The sequence below is a fragment of the Streptomyces sp. NPDC048290 genome (assembly GCF_040652095.1).
In the GTDB taxonomy this organism is placed as follows: Bacteria; Actinomycetota; Actinomycetes; order Streptomycetales; family Streptomycetaceae; genus Streptomyces.
On the sequence record NZ_JBEZLM010000009.1, the window covers coordinates 35,177 to 52,883 of the forward strand.

16 protein-coding genes are annotated in these 17,707 nt (G+C 71.8%); 6 read left to right on the top strand and 10 right to left on the bottom strand.

Translation table 11 applies throughout. From position 1 onward, the window contains the following. Positions 1 to 23: 23 nt before the first annotated feature. The gene (locus AB0D49_RS17160; RefSeq protein WP_362757825.1) at positions 24 to 1,625 is read left to right on the top strand and encodes an LCP family protein; all 1,602 of its coding nucleotides are present in this window, start codon (positions 24 to 26) and stop codon (positions 1,623 to 1,625) included. Positions 1,626 to 1,640: 15 nt separating this feature from the next. Here AB0D49_RS17160 and AB0D49_RS17165 read toward each other — a convergent pair whose 3' ends face one another. After that, positions 1,641 to 2,669, bottom strand: coding sequence for a glycosyltransferase family 2 protein (locus AB0D49_RS17165; RefSeq protein WP_362757827.1), 1,029 nt, complete (start codon positions 2,667 to 2,669; stop codon positions 1,641 to 1,643). 153 nt (positions 2,670 to 2,822) lie between these two features. Here AB0D49_RS17165 and AB0D49_RS17170 point away from each other — a divergent pair, with 153 nt between their 5' ends. After that, entirely contained in the window at positions 2,823 to 4,352 is a 1,530-nt protein-coding gene (locus AB0D49_RS17170; protein WP_362757829.1) for an LCP family protein, read from the top strand. Positions 4,353 to 4,490: 138 nt separating this feature from the next. On the opposite strand, the gene AB0D49_RS17175 is transcribed toward AB0D49_RS17170, so the two are convergent. Next, on the bottom strand, positions 4,491 to 5,060 hold the full coding sequence (locus AB0D49_RS17175; RefSeq protein WP_362757831.1) for an acyl-CoA thioesterase: 570 nt from the start codon (positions 5,058 to 5,060) through the stop codon (positions 4,491 to 4,493). 118 nt (positions 5,061 to 5,178) lie between these two features. Here AB0D49_RS17175 and AB0D49_RS17180 point away from each other — a divergent pair, with 118 nt between their 5' ends. Further along, a complete protein-coding gene (locus AB0D49_RS17180) occupies positions 5,179 to 6,495 on the top strand; it encodes an LCP family protein (protein WP_362757833.1) in 1,317 nt (438 codons plus the stop codon). Between the two features lie 19 nt (positions 6,496 to 6,514). Here the strand turns inward: AB0D49_RS17180 and AB0D49_RS17185 are convergent, their stop codons facing one another. Next, positions 6,515 to 6,871, bottom strand: coding sequence for a VOC family protein (locus AB0D49_RS17185; protein WP_362757835.1), 357 nt, complete (start codon positions 6,869 to 6,871; stop codon positions 6,515 to 6,517). Positions 6,872 to 6,959: 88 nt separating this feature from the next. Here AB0D49_RS17185 and AB0D49_RS17190 point away from each other — a divergent pair, with 88 nt between their 5' ends. Then, entirely contained in the window at positions 6,960 to 7,466 is a 507-nt protein-coding gene (locus tag AB0D49_RS17190) for a CGNR zinc finger domain-containing protein (protein WP_362757837.1), read from the top strand. 13 nt (positions 7,467 to 7,479) lie between these two features. Here the strand turns inward: AB0D49_RS17190 and AB0D49_RS17195 are convergent, their stop codons facing one another. After that, positions 7,480 to 8,823 carry a UDP-glucose/GDP-mannose dehydrogenase family protein gene (locus tag AB0D49_RS17195; RefSeq protein ID WP_362757839.1) on the bottom strand — a complete coding sequence of 448 codons (1,344 nt, stop codon included), beginning with the start codon at positions 8,821 to 8,823 and terminating at the stop codon, positions 7,480 to 7,482. A gap of 218 nt (positions 8,824 to 9,041) precedes the next feature. On the opposite strand from AB0D49_RS17195, the gene AB0D49_RS17200 reads away from it, so the two are divergent. After that, positions 9,042 to 10,199 (top strand): acyl-CoA dehydrogenase, encoded by a 1,158-nt coding sequence (locus tag AB0D49_RS17200; RefSeq protein WP_362757841.1) that lies wholly within the window; start codon positions 9,042 to 9,044, stop codon positions 10,197 to 10,199. Between the two features lie 55 nt (positions 10,200 to 10,254). Here AB0D49_RS17200 and AB0D49_RS17205 read toward each other — a convergent pair whose 3' ends face one another. The 4 genes from AB0D49_RS17205 to AB0D49_RS17220 all read right to left on the bottom strand — a co-directional run bounded on the left by AB0D49_RS17205 (position 10,255) and on the right by AB0D49_RS17220 (position 14,446). Next, complete coding sequence (locus AB0D49_RS17205; protein ID WP_362757843.1) at positions 10,255 to 11,415, bottom strand: dipeptidase; 1,161 nt, start codon at positions 11,413 to 11,415, stop codon at positions 10,255 to 10,257. A 130-nt stretch (positions 11,416 to 11,545) separates the two neighbouring features. Beyond that, positions 11,546 to 12,781, bottom strand: a complete 1,236-nt coding sequence (locus tag AB0D49_RS17210; protein WP_362757845.1) for a dipeptidase — start codon at positions 12,779 to 12,781, stop codon at positions 11,546 to 11,548. Between the two features lie 7 nt (positions 12,782 to 12,788). Continuing rightward, on the bottom strand, positions 12,789 to 13,310 hold the full coding sequence (gene purE / locus AB0D49_RS17215) for a 5-(carboxyamino)imidazole ribonucleotide mutase (RefSeq protein ID WP_362757847.1): 522 nt from the start codon (positions 13,308 to 13,310) through the stop codon (positions 12,789 to 12,791). Then, positions 13,307 to 14,446 carry a 5-(carboxyamino)imidazole ribonucleotide synthase gene (locus AB0D49_RS17220; RefSeq protein ID WP_362757849.1) on the bottom strand — a complete coding sequence of 380 codons (1,140 nt, stop codon included), beginning with the start codon at positions 14,444 to 14,446 and terminating at the stop codon, positions 13,307 to 13,309. Before AB0D49_RS17220 ends, purE begins: the two co-directional genes overlap by 4 nt. A gap of 177 nt (positions 14,447 to 14,623) precedes the next feature. On the opposite strand from AB0D49_RS17220, the gene AB0D49_RS17225 reads away from it, so the two are divergent. Beyond that, entirely contained in the window at positions 14,624 to 15,208 is a 585-nt protein-coding gene (locus AB0D49_RS17225; protein WP_362757851.1) for a GtrA family protein, read from the top strand. Positions 15,209 to 15,402: 194 nt separating this feature from the next. Here AB0D49_RS17225 and AB0D49_RS17230 read toward each other — a convergent pair whose 3' ends face one another. Further along, entirely contained in the window at positions 15,403 to 16,674 is a 1,272-nt protein-coding gene (locus AB0D49_RS17230; RefSeq protein ID WP_362757853.1) for an ATP-binding protein, read from the bottom strand. Positions 16,675 to 16,915: 241 nt separating this feature from the next. Further along, positions 16,916 to 17,593 carry a response regulator transcription factor gene (locus tag AB0D49_RS17235; RefSeq protein ID WP_355739402.1) on the bottom strand — a complete coding sequence of 226 codons (678 nt, stop codon included), beginning with the start codon at positions 17,591 to 17,593 and terminating at the stop codon, positions 16,916 to 16,918. Positions 17,594 to 17,707: the final 114 nt, after the last annotated feature.

Here is a 17,707-nt window from a genome sequence, read left to right on the forward strand (position 1 = left end):
AGGGGTGGGGGAGGACGGACACAATGACGCAGCACCGTGTGCGACGGGAGAGCACGCTCACGCGCCCCCCGCGCCGCACCGACGGGCCAACCGGACCGGACACCGGGAGCGAGGACGCGCCCGCCGAGGCGCCCGCCCCCCGGCCGCGTCGGCGGCGGCGCCTGCTGAAGTGGGCCGCCGCCGTGCTGGGCCTCGCCGTACTGGCCGCGGCGGGCGCCGGTTACCTCTACTACCAGCGGCTCAACGACGACCTCCGCAAGGACCATCTCAACCTGGGCGAGACCAAGGTGGCCGCGCCCACCCCGAACGCCGCCGGACAGACCCCGCTGAACATCCTGCTGATCGGCTCGGACGCCCGGGACACCGAGGAGAACCAGGAGCTGGGCGGCGCGCGGGAGACGTTCGGGGCGGCGCCGCTCGCGGATGTGCAGATGCTGCTGCATCTGTCCGCGGACCGCAGCAACATGTCGGTGATCAGCATGCCCCGGGACACCCTGGTGCAGATCCCGAAGTGCACGGACCCCGACGACGGCACGGTGTACCCGGCGAGCGACGGCCGGGTGATGACCAACCAGAGCCTCGGCCACGGCGGTCCGGGCTGCGCGGTGGCCACCTGGCAGGAGCTGACCGGCATCCGGATCGACCACTTCATGATGGTCGACTTCGCGGGGGTGGTGAACATGGCGGACGCGATAGGCGGGGTGCCGGTCTGTGTGGACGCCAACATCCACTCCCGTACCAGCGACGGCAAGGGCTCCGGACTGAAGCTGCCGAAGGGCACCACGTCGATCCAGGGCGAACAGGCCCTCCAGTGGCTGCGCACCCGCTACGGCTTCGAGGACGGCACCGATCTCGCCCGCGCCAAGGCCCAGCACATGTACATGAACGCGATGGTCCGCGAGCTGCGCGCCAACGCCACGCTCACCAACCCGAACCAGCTGCGCCGGCTGGTCGAGGAGGCCGTCCGGGCGCTCACCGTCGACGAGGGCCTGGACACGGTGAAGAAGCTGTACGACCTGAGCAACGAGCTGCGCAAGGTCGAGCCGGCGCGGATCACCATGACGACCATGCCCAACCGGTATGTGGGCGCCCGGGTCGAGCCCACCGAGGACGCCGAGCGGTTGTTCCGGCTGGTGCGCGAGGACATCGCGCTGGACGGCAAGGACGGGCCGAAGAAGCCCGCGAAGCCGGAGGCGCCGACCGACCCGGCGGCGCAGGACGCCGACATCGCCGTACAGGTGCAGAACGGGACGCGGACCGAGGTGCTCGGACCGGCGTCCGGGCGGGCGAGCGCGGTGGCGGGGCTGCTGGTGGCGGACGGCTTCGAGGGGGCGTTCGCCGATCAGTCGTCGGCGCTGAGCGAGGAGCGGACCGTGGTGCGCTTCCCCAGCACCGATCTGGAGGGCGACGCCCACCGGGTCGCCGCCGCGCTGGGCGTTCCGGCGGACGCGGTGCGCAAGAGCACGGACGTCTCCGGGGTCACCCTGATCGTCGGCGCGGACTGGCGGGAGGGCACGACGTACCAGGCGCCGGAGGTGGACGACTCGACGCCCGCGTCCGCGAACCCGCTGAACGGCGCGGACGACTCGGCGTGCATGAAGGTGAACCCGAACTACACCTGGTGAACCCGGCGCGGGAGGTCAGCCCGCGCCGACCACCGCCGGGCGGCGGGACGCGATGACCTTCCTGGCCAGCGACCTGGGGCTGGTCAGGAAGCCGAACCCCCAGGACATGTGCATGGTGGCCAGCGCCACCGGGATCTGGAGCCGCGCCTTCAGGCCCAGCCCCTTCCCGGCGGGCAGCGACCCGGCGGTGATCGCCGCGAGATATCCGCCCGGGATCACCAGCGCCCACGGCGTCAGCACCGCCCCCGCCACCAGCCCGGCGGCGATGGCGCAGACCGCGACCGGCGCGGCGAGATAGCGCGGATTGATCGACCCGGCGTGGTAGCGGGCGACGACATGGCGCCAACGGCCGTAGTCCTTGTACTGCTTGGCGAGCGCGCGCACGCTGGGCCGGGGCCGGTACGACACCTTCAGCTCGGGCGAGAACCAGATCAGTCCGCCCGCCTCCCGGATACGGAAGTTCAGCTCCCAGTCCTGGGCGCGGATGAACTCCTCGTTGTAGCCGCCCTGTTGCTCCAGCGCCGCGCGCCGGAACACCCCGAGGTAGACGGTGTCGGCGGCGCCCGCCGCACCGCCCGTGTGGAAGGCCGCGTTGCCGACGCCGATCTTCGAGGTCATCGCCGCGGCGACGGCGTGCTCCCAGTCGTTCTCGCCCTCGGCGTGCATGATGCCGCCGACGTTCTGCGCGCCGGTCTCGGCCAGCAGCCGTACGGCGGTGGTGATGTAGTCCGGGGAGAGCATCCCGTGGCCGTCGACCCGGACCACGACCGGGTGCCGGGACGCCTTGATCGCGGCGTTCAGCGCGGCGGGGGTGCGGCCGGTCGGGTTGGGCACGGTGTGCACCCGGGCGTCCTCGGCGACCAGTTCGGCGGCGATCTCGTCCGTGCGGTCCGTGGAGGGACCGAGGGCGATCACGACCTCCATCTCACCGGCGTACTCCTGCGCGAGGATCGCGTGGACGGCTCCGCGCAGATGCCGCTCCTCGTCGAGGACGGGCATGATCACGGAAACGGCGGGGAGCGGCATCTCGGCGTTGGCGTTCATCGGTGCTCACGTTACCGCGAACGGGGGACACGCTTGCGCGCCGCCGGGTGCGCTGCGCCGGGTCGCAGATCGTATCGGCCTACGGTGCTCACGGCCGGGCCCCCATCCGGACGGACCGGCCGCCGCCGCCCCAGGTCCGCCGGAGGTGTCCCCATGCCCAGCACGCCACCCCGGTCGCCCGCCGGTCCGCGGCGCCGTCCGCAGCGGCCCGTGCCGCAGCGCCGCGCGCGCCCCGCGGGCGGGCCCCCCGTCGAGCAGCGGCCCGCGCGCTCCGCCGTACGGCCGAGGCGGCGCCCGCGCTGGGCCATGCGGGCGGTGACCACGCTGTCCGTGGTGGTGCTGGCGTCGGCCGGGATCGGACACGCGGTGATGACGGGCCTGGACTCGGACATCGCGCGGGTCGACCCGTTCAAGGACATGAAGAACCGCCCCCGTGCCGGACACGGGATGAATGTGCTGCTGGTCGGCACGGACGGCCGGGACAAGATCTCCGAGGCGGAGCGGCGGCGGTACCGGCTGGGCGGGGCGCCCTGCCACTGCACCGACACGATCATGATGGTGCACATCTCGGAGGACCGGGAGCGGGCGAGCGTGGTGAGCCTGCCCCGCGACTCGTACGCGGAGCTGCCCGCGCACACCGACGCGACCACCGGGCAGCGGCACGGGGCGCATCCGATCAAGCTGAACGCGGCCTACGCGGAGGGCGGGCCGCAGCTGACGGTCCGCACGGTGGAGCACATGACCAAGGTGAAGATCGACCACTATCTGGAGGTCGACTTCACCAGCTTCATGAAGACGGTGGACGTGCTGGGCGGGGTCGAGATCTGCACGACCGAGCCCCTGAAGGACACGTACACGGGTCTGAACCTGCCCGCCGGGCGGCATGACATGACGGGTGGGCAGGCGCTCCAGTTCGTCCGGGCCCGGCATGTGGACGGGGCGTCGGACCTGGGCCGGATGGGCCGCCAGCAGCGGTTCCTGGCGGCGCTGGTGGCGCGGGCCACGTCCTCCGGGGTGCTGCTGAACCCGATGAAGTTCCGGGACGTGACCCGCGCGGTGCTCGGCTCGGTGCGCGCGGACCGGGGCTTCGGCACGGACGAACTCCTCGACCTCGGCCGGGCCATGCGCACCTTCTCCCCGTCGTCGTCGGAGTTCACGACCGTGCCCATCGGGCAGATGGGGTACGCGGTGAAGGGCATCGGATCGACGCTGAAGTGGGACCCGGTGAAGTCGGAGGAGCTGTTCAAGGCACTCCGTGAGGACAAGCCGCTCGCCAAGGACCCGGGACGCCCGAAGGGCGCCGCCGCGCCGGTGCGGGTGCCGGTCGCGCCGGACCAGATCCGGGTCCAGGTGGAGAACGGCACGCAGACTGCGGGGCTCGGCAGGCGGGTGGACACGGCGCTGGCGGCGGAGGGCTTCCGTACGACCCGGCAGCCGGTGAACGCGGAGGGGGCGCGGGACGCGGCGCGGACGGTCGTGTCGTACGACCCGCGCTGGGACCGTTCGGCGACGTCGTTGTCGGCGGCGCTGCCGGGCAGCGAGCTGCGGGCCGTCAAGGGTCTGGGTCCGGTGCTGAAGGTGACCGTGGGGTCGGACTTCCGGGCGGTCCGCAAGGTGAAGGCGCAGGAACCGGCGCCGGCGCGGGAGCCGGTGGTGCGGGGGAACGAGGTGACGTGCGGGTGAGGGGCGTGGGGTGAGCGTCGCCGGGTGAGGGCCGTCGGGTGAGGGGCGCTCCCTTGAGTCCCCGGCGCCTCACTCCGTCCTCGGCGCCCCCTGCAATCCCCTGCACAGTCCCCCGCGCCCCTGTGTCCCCGGCGCCCGCTACTCCCCGCTACCCCCGCCCGTCATCCCCCGCTCCCGCAGCTCCATGATCGCCCGGCGGCGGGCCAGCCGGTGGGTGCGGCGGATCTGGGCCTCCTGGTACCGCCGCCGGTCCCGGTCGGTCTCCGGCAGCACCGTCGGCACCGCGCGCGGCTTGCCGTCCGCGTCGACCGCCGCGAACACCAGGTACGCCGAGCCCACCTGGGTCGCCGGGGTCGACTCGTTCCAGCGCTCGGCCATGACCCGGACGCCGACCTCCATGGACGTCCGCCCGGTCCAGTTGACCTGCGCCTTCACATGGACGAGGTCACCGACCCTGACCGGCTCCAGGAACGCCATCTCGTCCATGGACGCGGTCACGGCGGGCCCGCCGCTGTGCCGCCCGGCGACCGCGCCCGCCGCGTCGTCCACCAGCTTCATGATCACGCCACCATGTACGGTGCCCAGCAGATTGGTGTCGTTGTGGGTCATGATCGTGCTGAGCGTGGTCCGGGAGGCCGACGTGGGTTTGCCGGGAATCCCCTGGTCGTCCTGAGTCTCCGGCTCTGTCGGTCCGGCCTGGTCTGTCATGGTGTCCACTGTAGGCGGCGGGACGAAGCGCGAACTTTGTGCCGGGTTCGCAACAGCCCTGCCCTGATTTTCCGCCGAACCTTGTGGGGGGCCCAGTGGCGCACGGCACACTAAGCCCATGAATGACTGGCCCCAGGGATGGTCCGACGACAACCGCGGCGGCGCGGGCGGCAACCGCTACGGCGGTGGCAGCGCGAGCGCGCAGCCGGAGAGCGCCCGTGTGATGCGCCAGGTGCGCCGCGGGCCCGCCGGGGCCGGCGGCTACCCGCCCGCTCCCCCGCAGCAGCCCCAGCAGCCCCAGCAGCCGTACGACGGCTTCCCGCAGCAGCAGTCGCACGCGAACGGGCCGGGCGGTGACGGCTACGACAGCGGCTACAACACCGGCCAGGTCTACGGCGGTGGCGGGGGCGGCGGTGGACGCGGCGGCGGGGGCGGCGGACGTCCCCGTCCGGCGCCCAACTGGCGGCGCCGGATCAAGGTGACCGCGATCACCGTCGTCACGGTGCTGGTCGTCACCTCGGTGGCCACCTACTTCTGGGCCGACTCCAAGCTGAACCGCGAGGTCGATCTGTCGAAGGTGATCGACCGCCCGGAGGCCGGCGAGGGCACCAACTATCTGATCGTCGGCTCCGACAGCCGTGAGGGCATGACCGCCGACCAGAAGAAGGACCTGCACACCGGTTCCGCCGACGGCAAGCGCACGGACTCGATGATGATCCTGCACACCGGCAGCAACGGGTCCACGCTCGTCTCCCTCCCCCGTGACTCCAATGTGGAGATCCCGACCTTCGTCGGCTCCGAGTCCGGCAAGACCTACGAGGGCACCGGCCGCCAGGTGAAGCTGAACGCCGCCTACGCCGAGGACGGCCCGGAGCTGCTGGTGCGCACGGTGGAGGCCAACACCGGGCTGCGGATCGACCACTACGTCGAGATCGGCTTCGCCGGGTTCGCGAACATCGTGGACGCGGTGGGCGGGGTCGAGATCGACATCCCGCAGGACATCAAGGACACCAAGTCCGGCGCCGACCTCAAGAAGGGCAAGCAGACCCTGAACGGCGAGGAGGCGCTCGCCTTCGTCCGGACCCGGTACGCGCTGCCCGGTTCCGACCTGGACCGCACCAAGAACCAGCAGAAGTTCCTGTCCGCCCTGGCCGGTCAGGTGGCCACGCCGGGCACGGTCCTGAACCCGTTCAAGCTCTACCCGACCATGGGCGCGGGCCTGGACTCGCTGATCGTGGACCAGGACATGGGCCTGTTCGACCTGGTCGGCATGTTCTGGGCGATGAAGAGCGTCAGCGGCGGCGACGGCACGTCGATGAACATGCCGCTCGCCGGGAACTCCGCCAACGGCAACCTCCAGTGGGACACCGCCAAGGTCAAGCAGCTCGTCGAGCAGCTCAAGAACGACGAGAAGGTCACCGTCACCAGCAACTGACGCCCGTCACCCCGCGCTCTCAGGCCCGGCAGAGGCAGAACGGATGCCCTGCCGGGTCCGCGTACACCCGCCAGCCCCGCCCCTCGGCGCTGTCCAGCGGCTTGGCACCGAGCGCCAGCGCGGCCGTCTGTGCCGCGTCCAGATCGGCGACCGTCAGATCCAGATGGAACTGCTGCGAGTGCCCGCCCGACGGCCACTCGGGCGCCTTGTGGTCGGGCGCGCCCTGGAACGCCAGCGTCCGCCCGTCCGGCGTCCGCAGCTCCACCCAGTCGAGTTCGCCCTCCACCGTGCCGCCGAGGAGCCCGGCGTAGAACCCGGCGAGCGCGCCGGGGTCGGGACAGTCCAGGACGACGGCACCCAGTGTGGCCACAGCCATGCTCTTCTCCCGCGTTACCTTCAGCAGCCGTCTTACGGTAACGGCCGCGGTTACCGCATGATGGCGCACCACCGGTAACCTCGCAAGGGTGACGGAGCGATCTCCCGCGCCCGGCGGTCTGGAGCTGATCGAGGCGCTGGTGAACACGGCGGACCTGGAGTCCGGTGCGGACACCTTGGACACCGTGGACGGACGCGCCCCCTTCGGCATCCCGGAGAGCGGTCTGGAGACCGCCCGTGAGCTGCGGGAATCCCTGCGCGCCAGCTGTCTGGCGCACGCCGGTCACCCGCCGCACCGGGAGGTGACCCCGCTCGGGGTGCTGCTGGCGCGGGCGCCGCTGTGTGTGGACATCGACCCCGGGGACGGTTCGGCGCGGCTGGTCCCGGTGGACGGCGGGGCGCTGCTCTCCCGGGTCGCGGCGGCCGTCGCGGAGGCGGTCACGGCCGGGACCTGGCAGCGGCTCAAGGCGTGCGAGCTGCCGGACTGCCACTGGGCGTACTACGACCGCAGCCCGGCCGGACGGGGCCGCTGGTGCTCGATGCAGGTGTGCGGGGCACGGGCGAAGATGCGCCGGTACCGCGCCAAGGGGACCTGAGGAGACCCGGGTCTCAGGCCGTCGGCCGCCCCATCGCCCGGTACGTCCAGCCCGCCTTGCGCCACACCTGCGGGTCGAGCGCGTTGCGCCCGTCGAGGATCACCCGGCGGGCCGCGGCCTCGCCCAGCACGGCCGGGTCCAGCTCCCGGAACTCCCGCCACTCGGTGAGATGCAGGACGACATCGGCGCCGCGGACCGCCTCCAGCGCGGAGTCGGCGTAGCCGAGGGTCGGGAAGAGCCGCCGGGCGTTGGCCATGCCCTTGGGGTCGTAGACGGTGACCTGGCCGCCCTGGAGGTGGATCTGCCCGGCGACATTGAGCGCCGGGGAGTCGCGTACGTCGTCGGAGTCGGGCTTGAAGGCGGCGCCGAGGACGGCGACGCGCGTGCCGAGGAACGAGCCGGTGCCGAGGGCCTCGCGGGCCATCTCCACCATCTGGCCCCGGCGCCGCATGTTGATGGAGTCGATCTCGCGCAGGAAGGTCAGCGCCTGGTCGGCGCCCAGCTCACCGGCGCGGGCCATGAAGGCGCGGATGTCCTTGGGCAGACAGCCGCCGCCGAAGCCGATCCCGGCGCGCAGGAACTTGGCGCCGATCCGGTCGTCGTGGCCGATAGCCTCGGCGAGCCGGACGACATCGCCGTCGGCGGCCTCGCAGACCTCGGCCATGGCGTTGATGAAGGAGATCTTGGTGGCCAGGAAGGAGTTCGCGGCGGTCTTGACCAGCTCGGCGGTGGGGAAGTCGGTGACCACGAAGGGGGCGCCCTCGGCGATCGGCGTGGCGTACACCTCGCGCAGCAGTCGCTCGGCGCGCTCGCCGCGCACTCCGGCGACGATCCGGTCGGGGTGCAGGGTGTCCTGGACGGCGAAGCCCTCGCGCAGGAACTCCGGGTTCCAGGCCAGCTCGGCGTCGGCGCCCGCGGGGGCGTGCGCGGCGAGGTAGGCGGCGAGGCGGTCGGCGGAGCCGACGGGGACGGTGGACTTGCCGACGACCAGGGCGGGGCCGGTGAGGTGGGGGGCGAGGGAGGCGAACGCGGAGTCGACATAGCTCATGTCGCAGGCGTACTCGCCGTGCCGCTGCGGGGTGTTCACACAGACGAAGTGGATGTCGCCGAAGGCGGCCACCTCGGCGTAGTCGGTGGTGAAGCGGAGCCGTCCGGTGGAGCCCTCGATCCCGGCGACATGCCTGCGCAGCAGGTCTTCGAGGCCGGGTTCGTACATCGGGACCTCGCCGCGCCGGAGCATCTCGATCTTCTCCGGGACCACATCGAGCCCGAGCACCTCGAAGCCCAGCTCCGCCATGGCGGCGGCGTGGGTCGCGCCGAGGTAGCCGGTGCCGATCACGGTGATCTTCAGAGTCATGGGGTACTCCAGGAATGCGGTACGCGTGTGACATGCGGTGCGGGGCGCGGTGCCCGAGCATAGTCGGGGGTACGCGCACCGCTTCAACGGGCAGTTCTACCGCTGTCGTCTAGCTCACGTACCCGTCCCTGGGGCCGCCCTCTAAACTTCGAGTTACTTAACGGTAATTTGCGTGTGCTTCACCCCGTGCTTCACCCGTCTTTGGAGCGTGAGAGACCGTGGCCGGATCGGCTGATTTCGACCTGTACCGCCCGTCCGAGGAGCACGACATGCTCCGGGACGCCGTCCGCGCGCTGGCCGAGGCGAAGATCGCGCCGTTCGCCGCCGCGGTGGATGAGGAGGCGCGCTTCCCGCAGGAGGCGCTGACCGCCCTCGTCGCCAACGATCTGCACGCGGTGCATGTGCCGGAGGAGTACGGCGGCGCGGGCGCGGACGCGCTGGCCACGGTGATCGTGATCGAGGAGGTGGCCCGGGTCTGCGCGTCCTCGTCGCTGATCCCCGCGGTCAACAAGCTGGGCTCGCTGCCGGTGATCCTGTCCGGCTCGGAGGAGCTGAAGAAGCGCTACCTGGGCCCGCTGGCCAAGGGCGACGGCATGTTCTCGTACTGTCTGTCCGAGCCGGAGGCGGGCTCGGACGCGGCCGGGATGAAGACCAAGGCGGTCCGGGACGGCGACCACTACGTGCTCAACGGCGTGAAGCGCTGGATCACCAACGCGGGCGTGTCGGAGTACTACACGGTGATGGCCGTGACCGACCCGGAGAAGCGCTCCAAGGGCATCTCCGCGTTCGTGGTGGAGAAGTCGGACGACGGCGTCAGCTTCGGCGCGCCGGAGCGCAAGCTCGGCATCAAGGGCTCCCCGACCCGCGAGGTCTACCTCGACAACGTCCGGATCCCCGCGGAGCGGATGATCGGCGCCGAGGGCACCGGTTTCGCCACCGCGATGAAGACCCTCGACCACACCCGGATCACCATCGCCGCCCAGGCCCTCGGCATCGCGCAGGGCGCTCTCGACTACGCCAAGGGCTATGTCAAGGAGCGCAAGCAGTTCGGCAAGCCGATCGCCGACTTCCAGGGCATCCAGTTCATGCTGGCCGACATGGCGATGAAGATCGAGGCGGCCCGTCAGCTGACGTACGCGGCGGCGGCCAAGTCGGAGCGCGGTGATGCGGACCTGACCTTCCAGGGCGCGGCGGCCAAGTGCTTCGCCTCGGACGTGGCCATGGAGGTCACCACGGACGCGGTGCAGCTGCTCGGCGGGTACGGCTACACCCGGGACTACCCGGTGGAGCGGATGATGCGGGACGCGAAGATCACGCAGATTTATGAGGGGACGAATCAAGTGCAGCGGATCGTGATGGCCCGCAACCTGCCGTAGGGCGGCGGTCCCCGGAAGCTGGGCTTCCGGGGACCGTTCCGTGGTGCGGCGTCGGTCAGCCGTCCAGTTCCGCGATGCGGGCCGTCGACGGGGAGCGGCGGGTCTGGGCCGCCTTCGCCGTGGTGTCGGCGCCGCGCAGCACCCGCTGGACGTTGCCCCAGGTCAGCAGGGCGAGGTCGGGTTCGGTCCAGGCGCGGCGGAGGAGTTCGGCGACGAGGTGGGGGTAGCCGGCCGCGTCTGGCAGCTCCCTCGGGTGGGTGGTCCCGGCGTCGTAGGTGCCGGAGAGGGCCACCGCGTGCGGTCCGGCGACCGCGCGCACATGGTCGAGGTGGTCGGCGACGTCCCGGACGGTCGGGCCGCTCTGCTCGGCCGTCAGCGGGACCATGACCAGGCCCTGGGCGGCGCCGATCTCGGCCAGCAGGTCGTCGGGGAGGTTCGCGGGGTGCGGGCGCAGGGCGCGGGACGCCGAGCGGGTGCACAGCACGGGCGCCTTGGAGCAGGCGAGGACCCGGCGGACGGTCGGTTCGGAGGCGCCGGAGAGGTCGGCGAGCACACCGAGCCGGTTCATCTCCCGGACGACCTCCTCGCCGAACCGGGTCAGTCCCGCCTCGCTGGCCCAGGAGGTGCCGGTGAGGGTGACGATCCGGACGCCGACGTCGTGCAGGACCCGCAGCAGGGACAGCGAGTCGTCCAGGGCCGCCGCGGTCGCCGGGCCGAGCAGGACGGCCGTACGGCCGCAGTTGCGGGCGTCGATGACCTCCCCGGCGGTCTGGGCGTAGCGCAGTCCTTCGGGGTGGGCGGCGACGACCGTGCGGACCAGGTCGACCTGTTCCAGGGTGGCGGCGACCGCGCGGTCGGCGGCGAGCCCGTCGGGCAGGTGCAGGGCGCAGAACAGCGCGCCCACCTGTCCCTCGCGCAGCCGCGGTACGTCGGTCTCGACGGCGCTCTCGCCCAGTTCCAGGTCGTACCAGGGCAGATGGCGCAGGACCCAGGGCAGTCCGCTGTAGCCGTCGGCGACGGGGTGGGCGGTGAGCAGGGCGCGGGCCCGCTGGAGCCGGTCGGCGTCGGTGTCGGCGCCGGTGTCGGTGCCGGGCGCCTCGGTGCCGGGTGCGCCCGGTGGCGCGGGCGGCTCGTCGTACGGGGCTGTCGGCAGGGACAGCGGGTCCGGCTCGCCCACCTCCGTCGTCGTCGTCAGTTCGTCCTGGACGTCTGCCATCTTCGGCTCCGTACTTCCACAATCCAAAAGCGTGATCGCCTTGCTCGATCACCGTCGCACGGAGCCGCCCGGTCCTTCCTGGTGGATGGGTTGTTCGGGTGGTTTTCGATCGGCTTTCCCCGGTGGCCGGTCAGGCCGTGGGGGCGTCCAGCGTCTCGATGGTGGCGTTCGACGGGCCGCGCCGGGCGCGCAGGTCACGGGCCACGTCCTCGGCGGCGCCGAGCACCCGGACCGCGTTCTGCCAGGTCAGCTTGGCCAGGTCGGGGCGGGACCAGCCGCGGTCGAGGAGTTCCGCGATGAGGTGGGGATAGCCGGAGACGTCGGTGAGGCCGTCGGGCAGGAACGGGGTGCCGTCGTAGTCGCCGCCGATGCCGAGGTGGTCGATGCCGGTGACCTCGCGCATGTGGTCGAGATGGTCGGCGACCGTGGCGACGGTGGCGACCGGGCGGGGGTGGGCGGCCTCGAAGGCGCGCTGCACCTTCATACCGTCCGCCGTGCCGTCCAGCGGGTGGAGGCCATGGGCACGCATGTTGTCGTCGGCGGCGGCCGTCCAGTCCACGGCGGCCTGGAGGACGAACTTGGGGACGAAGGTCACCATCGCCATCCCGCCGTTCGCCGGGAGGCGTTCGAGGACGTCGTCGGGGATGTTGCGGGGGTGGTCGCAGACCGCGCGGGCGGAGGAGTGGGAGAAGATCACCGGCGCCTCGGAGGTGTCCAGGGCGTCCCGCATGGTGGTGGCGGCGACATGGGAGAGGTCGACCAGCATCCCGGTGCGGTTCATCTCCCGGACGACCTCATGGCCGAAGGCGGAGAGCCCGCCGACGCCCGGGTCGTCGGTCGCGGAGTCGGCCCAGGGGATGTTGTCGTTGTGGGTGAGGGTCATGTACCGCACGCCGAGGTCGTACAGGCCGCGCAGGGTGGCCAGGGAGCAGCCGATGGAGTGGCCGCCCTCGGCGCCCATCAGGGACGCGATCCGGCCCTCGCGCCGGGCGGACTCCATGTCGGCGGCGGTCAGCGCGGGGGCGAGGTCCTCGGGGTAGCGGGCGAGCAACTGCCGTACGCAGTCGATCTGTTCGAGGGTCGCGGGCACCGGGTCGGGCAGGTCGGCGCGGACGTACACGGACCAGTACTGGGCGCCGACGCCGCCCTCGCGCAGCCGGGGGAGGTCGGTGTGCAGATGGGCGCTCTGGTCGGTGGCGATGTCCCGGGCGGCGAGGTCGTAGCGGACCTGTTCGCGCAGCGCCCAGGGCAGGTCGTTGTGGCCGTCGACCACGGGGAACTCGCGCAGCAGCGCTCGGGCCTCGGCGTCGGAGGGGCGGGCGGCGGGGCGGGTGCCGGTTGTCGGAGTGGTTGTCGGAGTGGTCATGCCCTGGTCACTTCCCGAATCCGAAGCCGGTCGATCCCTCGGTCTTCGACCGGAGCCGCTTGCCCTTCTCGGTCGCCTGGTCGTTCAGCTCCTGCTGGAAGTCGCGCATCCGGCCGAGGAGTTCCTCGTCGTGGGTGGCGAGGATACGGGCGGCGAGGAGTCCGGCGTTGCGCGCGCCCGCGACGGACACGGTGGCCACCGGCACCCCGGCGGGCATCTGCACGATGGACAGCAGGGAGTCCATGCCGTCCAGGTACTTCAGCGGGACGGGGACGCCGATCACCGGGAGCGGGGTCACCGAGGCGAGCATCCCGGGCAGATGGGCGGCGCCCCCGGCGCCGGCGATGATCACCTTCACCCCGCGGTCGGCGGCCTGCTCGCCAAAGGCGATCATCTCGCGGGGCATCCGGTGCGCGGAGACGACGTCGACCTCGTAGCCGATCTCGAACTCAGCCAGGGCCTGGGCGGCGGCCTCCATGACGGGCCAGTCGGAGTCGGACCCCATGACGATGGCGACAGCAGGGCTCATTCGGTGATCGTGCCTCTCAGATAGGCGGCTGCGTGGCGGGCGCGCTCCAGCACGTCGCCGAGGTCGTCGCCGTAGGTGTTGACATGGCCGACCTTGCGGCCGGGCTTCACGTCCTTGCCGTACATATGGATCTTCAGCCGGGGGTCGCGGGCCATGCAGTGCAGATACGCCCCGTACATGTCCGGGTAGTCGCCGCCGAGGACGTTGACCATGACGGTCCAGGGGGCGCGCGGGCGGGGGTCGCCGAGCGGGAGGTCGAGGACGGCGCGGACGTGGTTGGCGAACTGGGAGGTGATGGCGCCGTCCTGGGTCCAGTGGCCGGAGTTGTGCGGGCGCATGGCCAGCTCGTTGACCAGGATCCGTCCGTCGCGGGTCTCGAACAGCTCGACGGCGAGATGCCCGGTGACCCCTAGCTCCTTGGCGATCCTGAGCGCCATCTCCTCGGCGGCGAGGGCGCGCGCCTCGGGCAGCTCGGGCGCGGGCGCGATCACCGTGTCGCAGACCCCGCCGACCTGCCGGGACTCCACCACCGGGTAGGCCACGGCCTGGCCGTGCGGGGAGCGTACGACGTTGGCGGCCAGCTCCCGGACGAAGTCGACCTTCTCCTCGGCGAGCACGGGGACGCCCGCGCGAAACGGTTCGGCGGCCTCCTCGGCGCTCTCCACGACCCAGACGCCCTTGCCGTCGTAGCCGCCGCGGACGGTCTTCAGGACCACCGGGAACCCGTCGCCCTCGGCGGCGAACCGCACCACGTCGGCCGGGTCGGCCACGATCCGGTGGCGCGGGCAGGGGACGCCGATCTCGACGAGTTTGGCGCGCATCACCCCCTTGTCCTGGGCGTGCACCAGGGCGTCGGGGCCCGGCCGGACCGGAATCCCGTCCGCCTCCAGGGCGCGCAGATGCTCGGTGGGGACGTGTTCGTGATCGAAGGTGATCACGTCGCAGCCCCGCGCGAAGGCGCGCAGCGTGTCCAGATCGCGGTGGTCGCCGATCACGACCTCGCTCACGACCTGCGCCGCCGAGTCCTGGGGGGTGTCACTGAGGAGCTTGAACCTGATGCCGAGCGGGATGCCTGCCTCGTGGGTCATACGAGCGAGCTGGCCACCGCCGACCATGCCGACTACCGGGAACGTCACACCCCTAGGGTATCGGCCACCCGGATCGCCCGTGTCCGCCCGATGTCGCCCCGATGTCGGCCGCCCGGCGCGCGATTTTCTTTCCGAACCTGTGCACCGGTCCGGGGGCGATCACGGAAGGGGGCTGGTTAGCATGGCCGGGTTGACGTCTTCGACCGGACGGGAGCCTTCTCCGCCATGGCACATGGTTCCTCGGGGCTCCGTGACACGCCCCCCAGTGGATGGCGGCTGCGGGTGCGGCGGCTGGGCCGCGAGGTCGCGAAGTTCGGCGCCGTCGGCGGGGCCGGTCTGCTGGTCAATCTGCTGGTGTTCAACCTGGTCAGGGCGGTGACCGACCTCCAGGTCGTCCGCGCCAGCGTGATCGCGACGATCGTCGCCATCGTCTTCAACTACATCGGCTTCCGGTACTTCGCCTACCGCGACCGGGACAAGAACCGCCGGACCCGGGAGATGACCCTGTTCCTGCTGTTCAGCGCGGTGGGGCTGGTCATCGAGAACGGCGTGCTGTACGCGGCCACGTACGGTGTCGGCTGGGACACCCCGATGCAGAACAACGTCTTCAAGTTCCTGGGCATCGGGGTCGCCACGCTGTTCCGGTTCTGGTCATACCGGACGTGGGTGTTCCGGGCACTGCCGTCGGCGGAGCCGGGTGGGGCGGCGGTGGCGGGCGCGGAATCGTTCCTGGACGGCGGTGACGGCGGTGGCAGCCGTGGCTCGTCGGGGGCGGTACGGCAGCGGCAGCGGGCGCGGGCGCGGGTGTGAGCCGTGCCGTGCCGTGCCGTGCGGGAGCGCGGGGTGACCTTCTTGTGCTGAGCGCTGGCGGGACGGGACGTGACGTGAGGGCCACGGCCCGGATGCGTCCGCGGGACATGACGACCGCGGCTCGGTTGCGTCCGCGGGACGTTGCGGCCACGGGGTCCGGATGCGCACGCGGGGCGTGACGGCCGCGTGTCCGGCTAGCGGACCGTCCGCCCCTGCTCCCCCTCCGCCCGCTGCACCGCCGTGCGCGACAGGAACAGTCCGAAGATCGGCGGCTGGGTCTGGAGCATCTCCAGCCGTCCGCCGTCGGCCTCCGCGAGGTCGCGGGCGACGGCGAGACCGATGCCGGTGGAGTTGCGCCCGCTGATCGCCCGCTCGAAGATCCGCGCCCCGAGGTCGGCGGGGACGCCCGGTCCCTCGTCGGTGACCTCGATGACGGCCTGGTTGCCGGTGACACGGGTGCGCAGGGCGACCGTGCCGCCGCCGTGCATCAGGGAGTTCTCGATCAGCGCGGCCAGCACCTGGGCGACGGCGCCCGGGGTGCCGACCGCCTCCAGGTGCCGTTTGCCGGAGCTGACGATGGCCCGGCCCGCCTGCCGGTAGGCGGGGCGCCACTCGGCGAGCTGCTGCTGGATGACCTCGTCCAGGTCGAAGGAGACGGCGGAGCCGGTGCGCGGGTCGCGGGAGTTGGTCAGCAGCCGCTCCACGACGTCCGTGAGCCGTTCGACCTGGGCGATGGCGATGGTGGCCTCCTCCTTCACGGTGTCCGGGTCGTCGGTGAGGGTGATCTCCTCCAGCCGCATCGACAGCGCGGTCAGCGGGGTGCGCAGCTGGTGGGAGGCGTCGGCGGCGAGCCGCCGCTCGGCCGTCAGCATCCGCCCGATCCGCTCGGCGGAGGAGTCCAGCACATCGGCGACCCGGTCCAGCTCGGGGACGCCGTAGCGCTTGTGGCGGGGGCGGGGGTCGCCGGAGCCGAGGCGTTCGGCGGTCTCGGCGAGGTCGGTGAGCGGGGAGGCGAGCCGGTTGGCCTGCCGTACGGCGAGCAGGACGGCGGCGATCACCGCGAGCAGCGCGACCAGCCCGATGATCAGCAGCGTCCGGCCGACCTCCTCGGTGATGGAGGAGCGCGGCTCCTGGAAGGTGACGGTCTCGCCCTCCTCGCCCCGGGAGGTGTACTCGATGACGTCGCCGCTGGGCCGCTCGCCGATCTCGATGGGCGGCCGGTCGGGCAGCCGGATGACGGCGTACTGCCCGGGGCCCACCTGGTCGCTGAGGATCGCGGAGGAGATCTCCTCGTGCCCGAGGATGCGGCTGTCCACGATGCTGGCCAGCCGCAGCGACTCGGCCTCGACGCGCTCCCGGGCACTGTCGGTGATGGTCCGCGTCTCGACGATCACGAGGGACACCCCGAAGACCGCGATCACGACGAGCACGACAGCGAGGGTGGACTGAATAAGCCGACGCCGCATCTGGCCCTACCGGTACCGGGCGGCGGCGGAAGAGACGCGGTGGGTCACGCGCCTTTCAGGGGCGCGGGGAACCGCGCGACAAGCCACGACGGCGCCGCACGCACGCACCTCAGGGGCGCGGGGAACCGCGCACTCAAGCGGAACGCCGCCGCACGATTCTTGAGGGGCGCGGGGAACGGCGCGACAAGCCACGACGGCGCCGCACGAACCCCCCGTGGAAGACGACCACCGCACCACGCCCTCAGCTCTTCTCGAACCGAAAACCAACACCCCGCACCGTAGCGATGTACCGAGGATTCGCGGCGTCGTCCCCCAACTTCTTCCGCAGCCACGAGATATGCATGTCCAGCGTCTTGGTGGACGACCACCAGGTCGTGTCCCACACCTCCCGCATCAGCTGGTCCCGCGTCACGACCCGCCCGGCGTCCCGCACGAGCACCCGCAGCAGATCGAACTCCTTCGCGGTGAGCTGGAGCTCCTCCTCGCCCATCCACGCCCGGTGCGACTCCACATCGATCCGCACCCCGTGTGTCGCGGGCGGCTGCTGCGGCTCGGCGGCGCCCCGCCGCAGCAGCGCCCGCACCCGGGCGAGCAGCTCGGCGAGCCGGAAGGGCTTGGTGACGTAGTCGTCCGCGCCGGCGTCGAGACCGACGACCGTGTCGACCTCGTCCGCGCGGGCGGTCAGGATCAGGATGGGCACGGTGTGGCCTTCGGCACGCAGTCGGCGGGCCACCTCCAGACCGTCCATGCCGGGCAGGCCGAGGTCGAGCACGACCAGGTCGACGCCGCCCTGCATGCCCGCGTCGAGTGCGGTGGGTCCGTCCTCCCGCACCTCGACCTCGTATCCCTCCCGGCGCAGTGCGCGGGCCAGGGGCTCCGAAATGGAGGAGTCGTCCTCGGCGAGCAGTACACGGGTCATGTGGTGATGGTAGTCCCGCAGGCCATGACACCGAGGTGAGATCGCCTGGACGGATTCTTACTGGCGCACATGGCGGACATTTCGGTTAGGACGCTCGCGCGAGACCGGAATGAC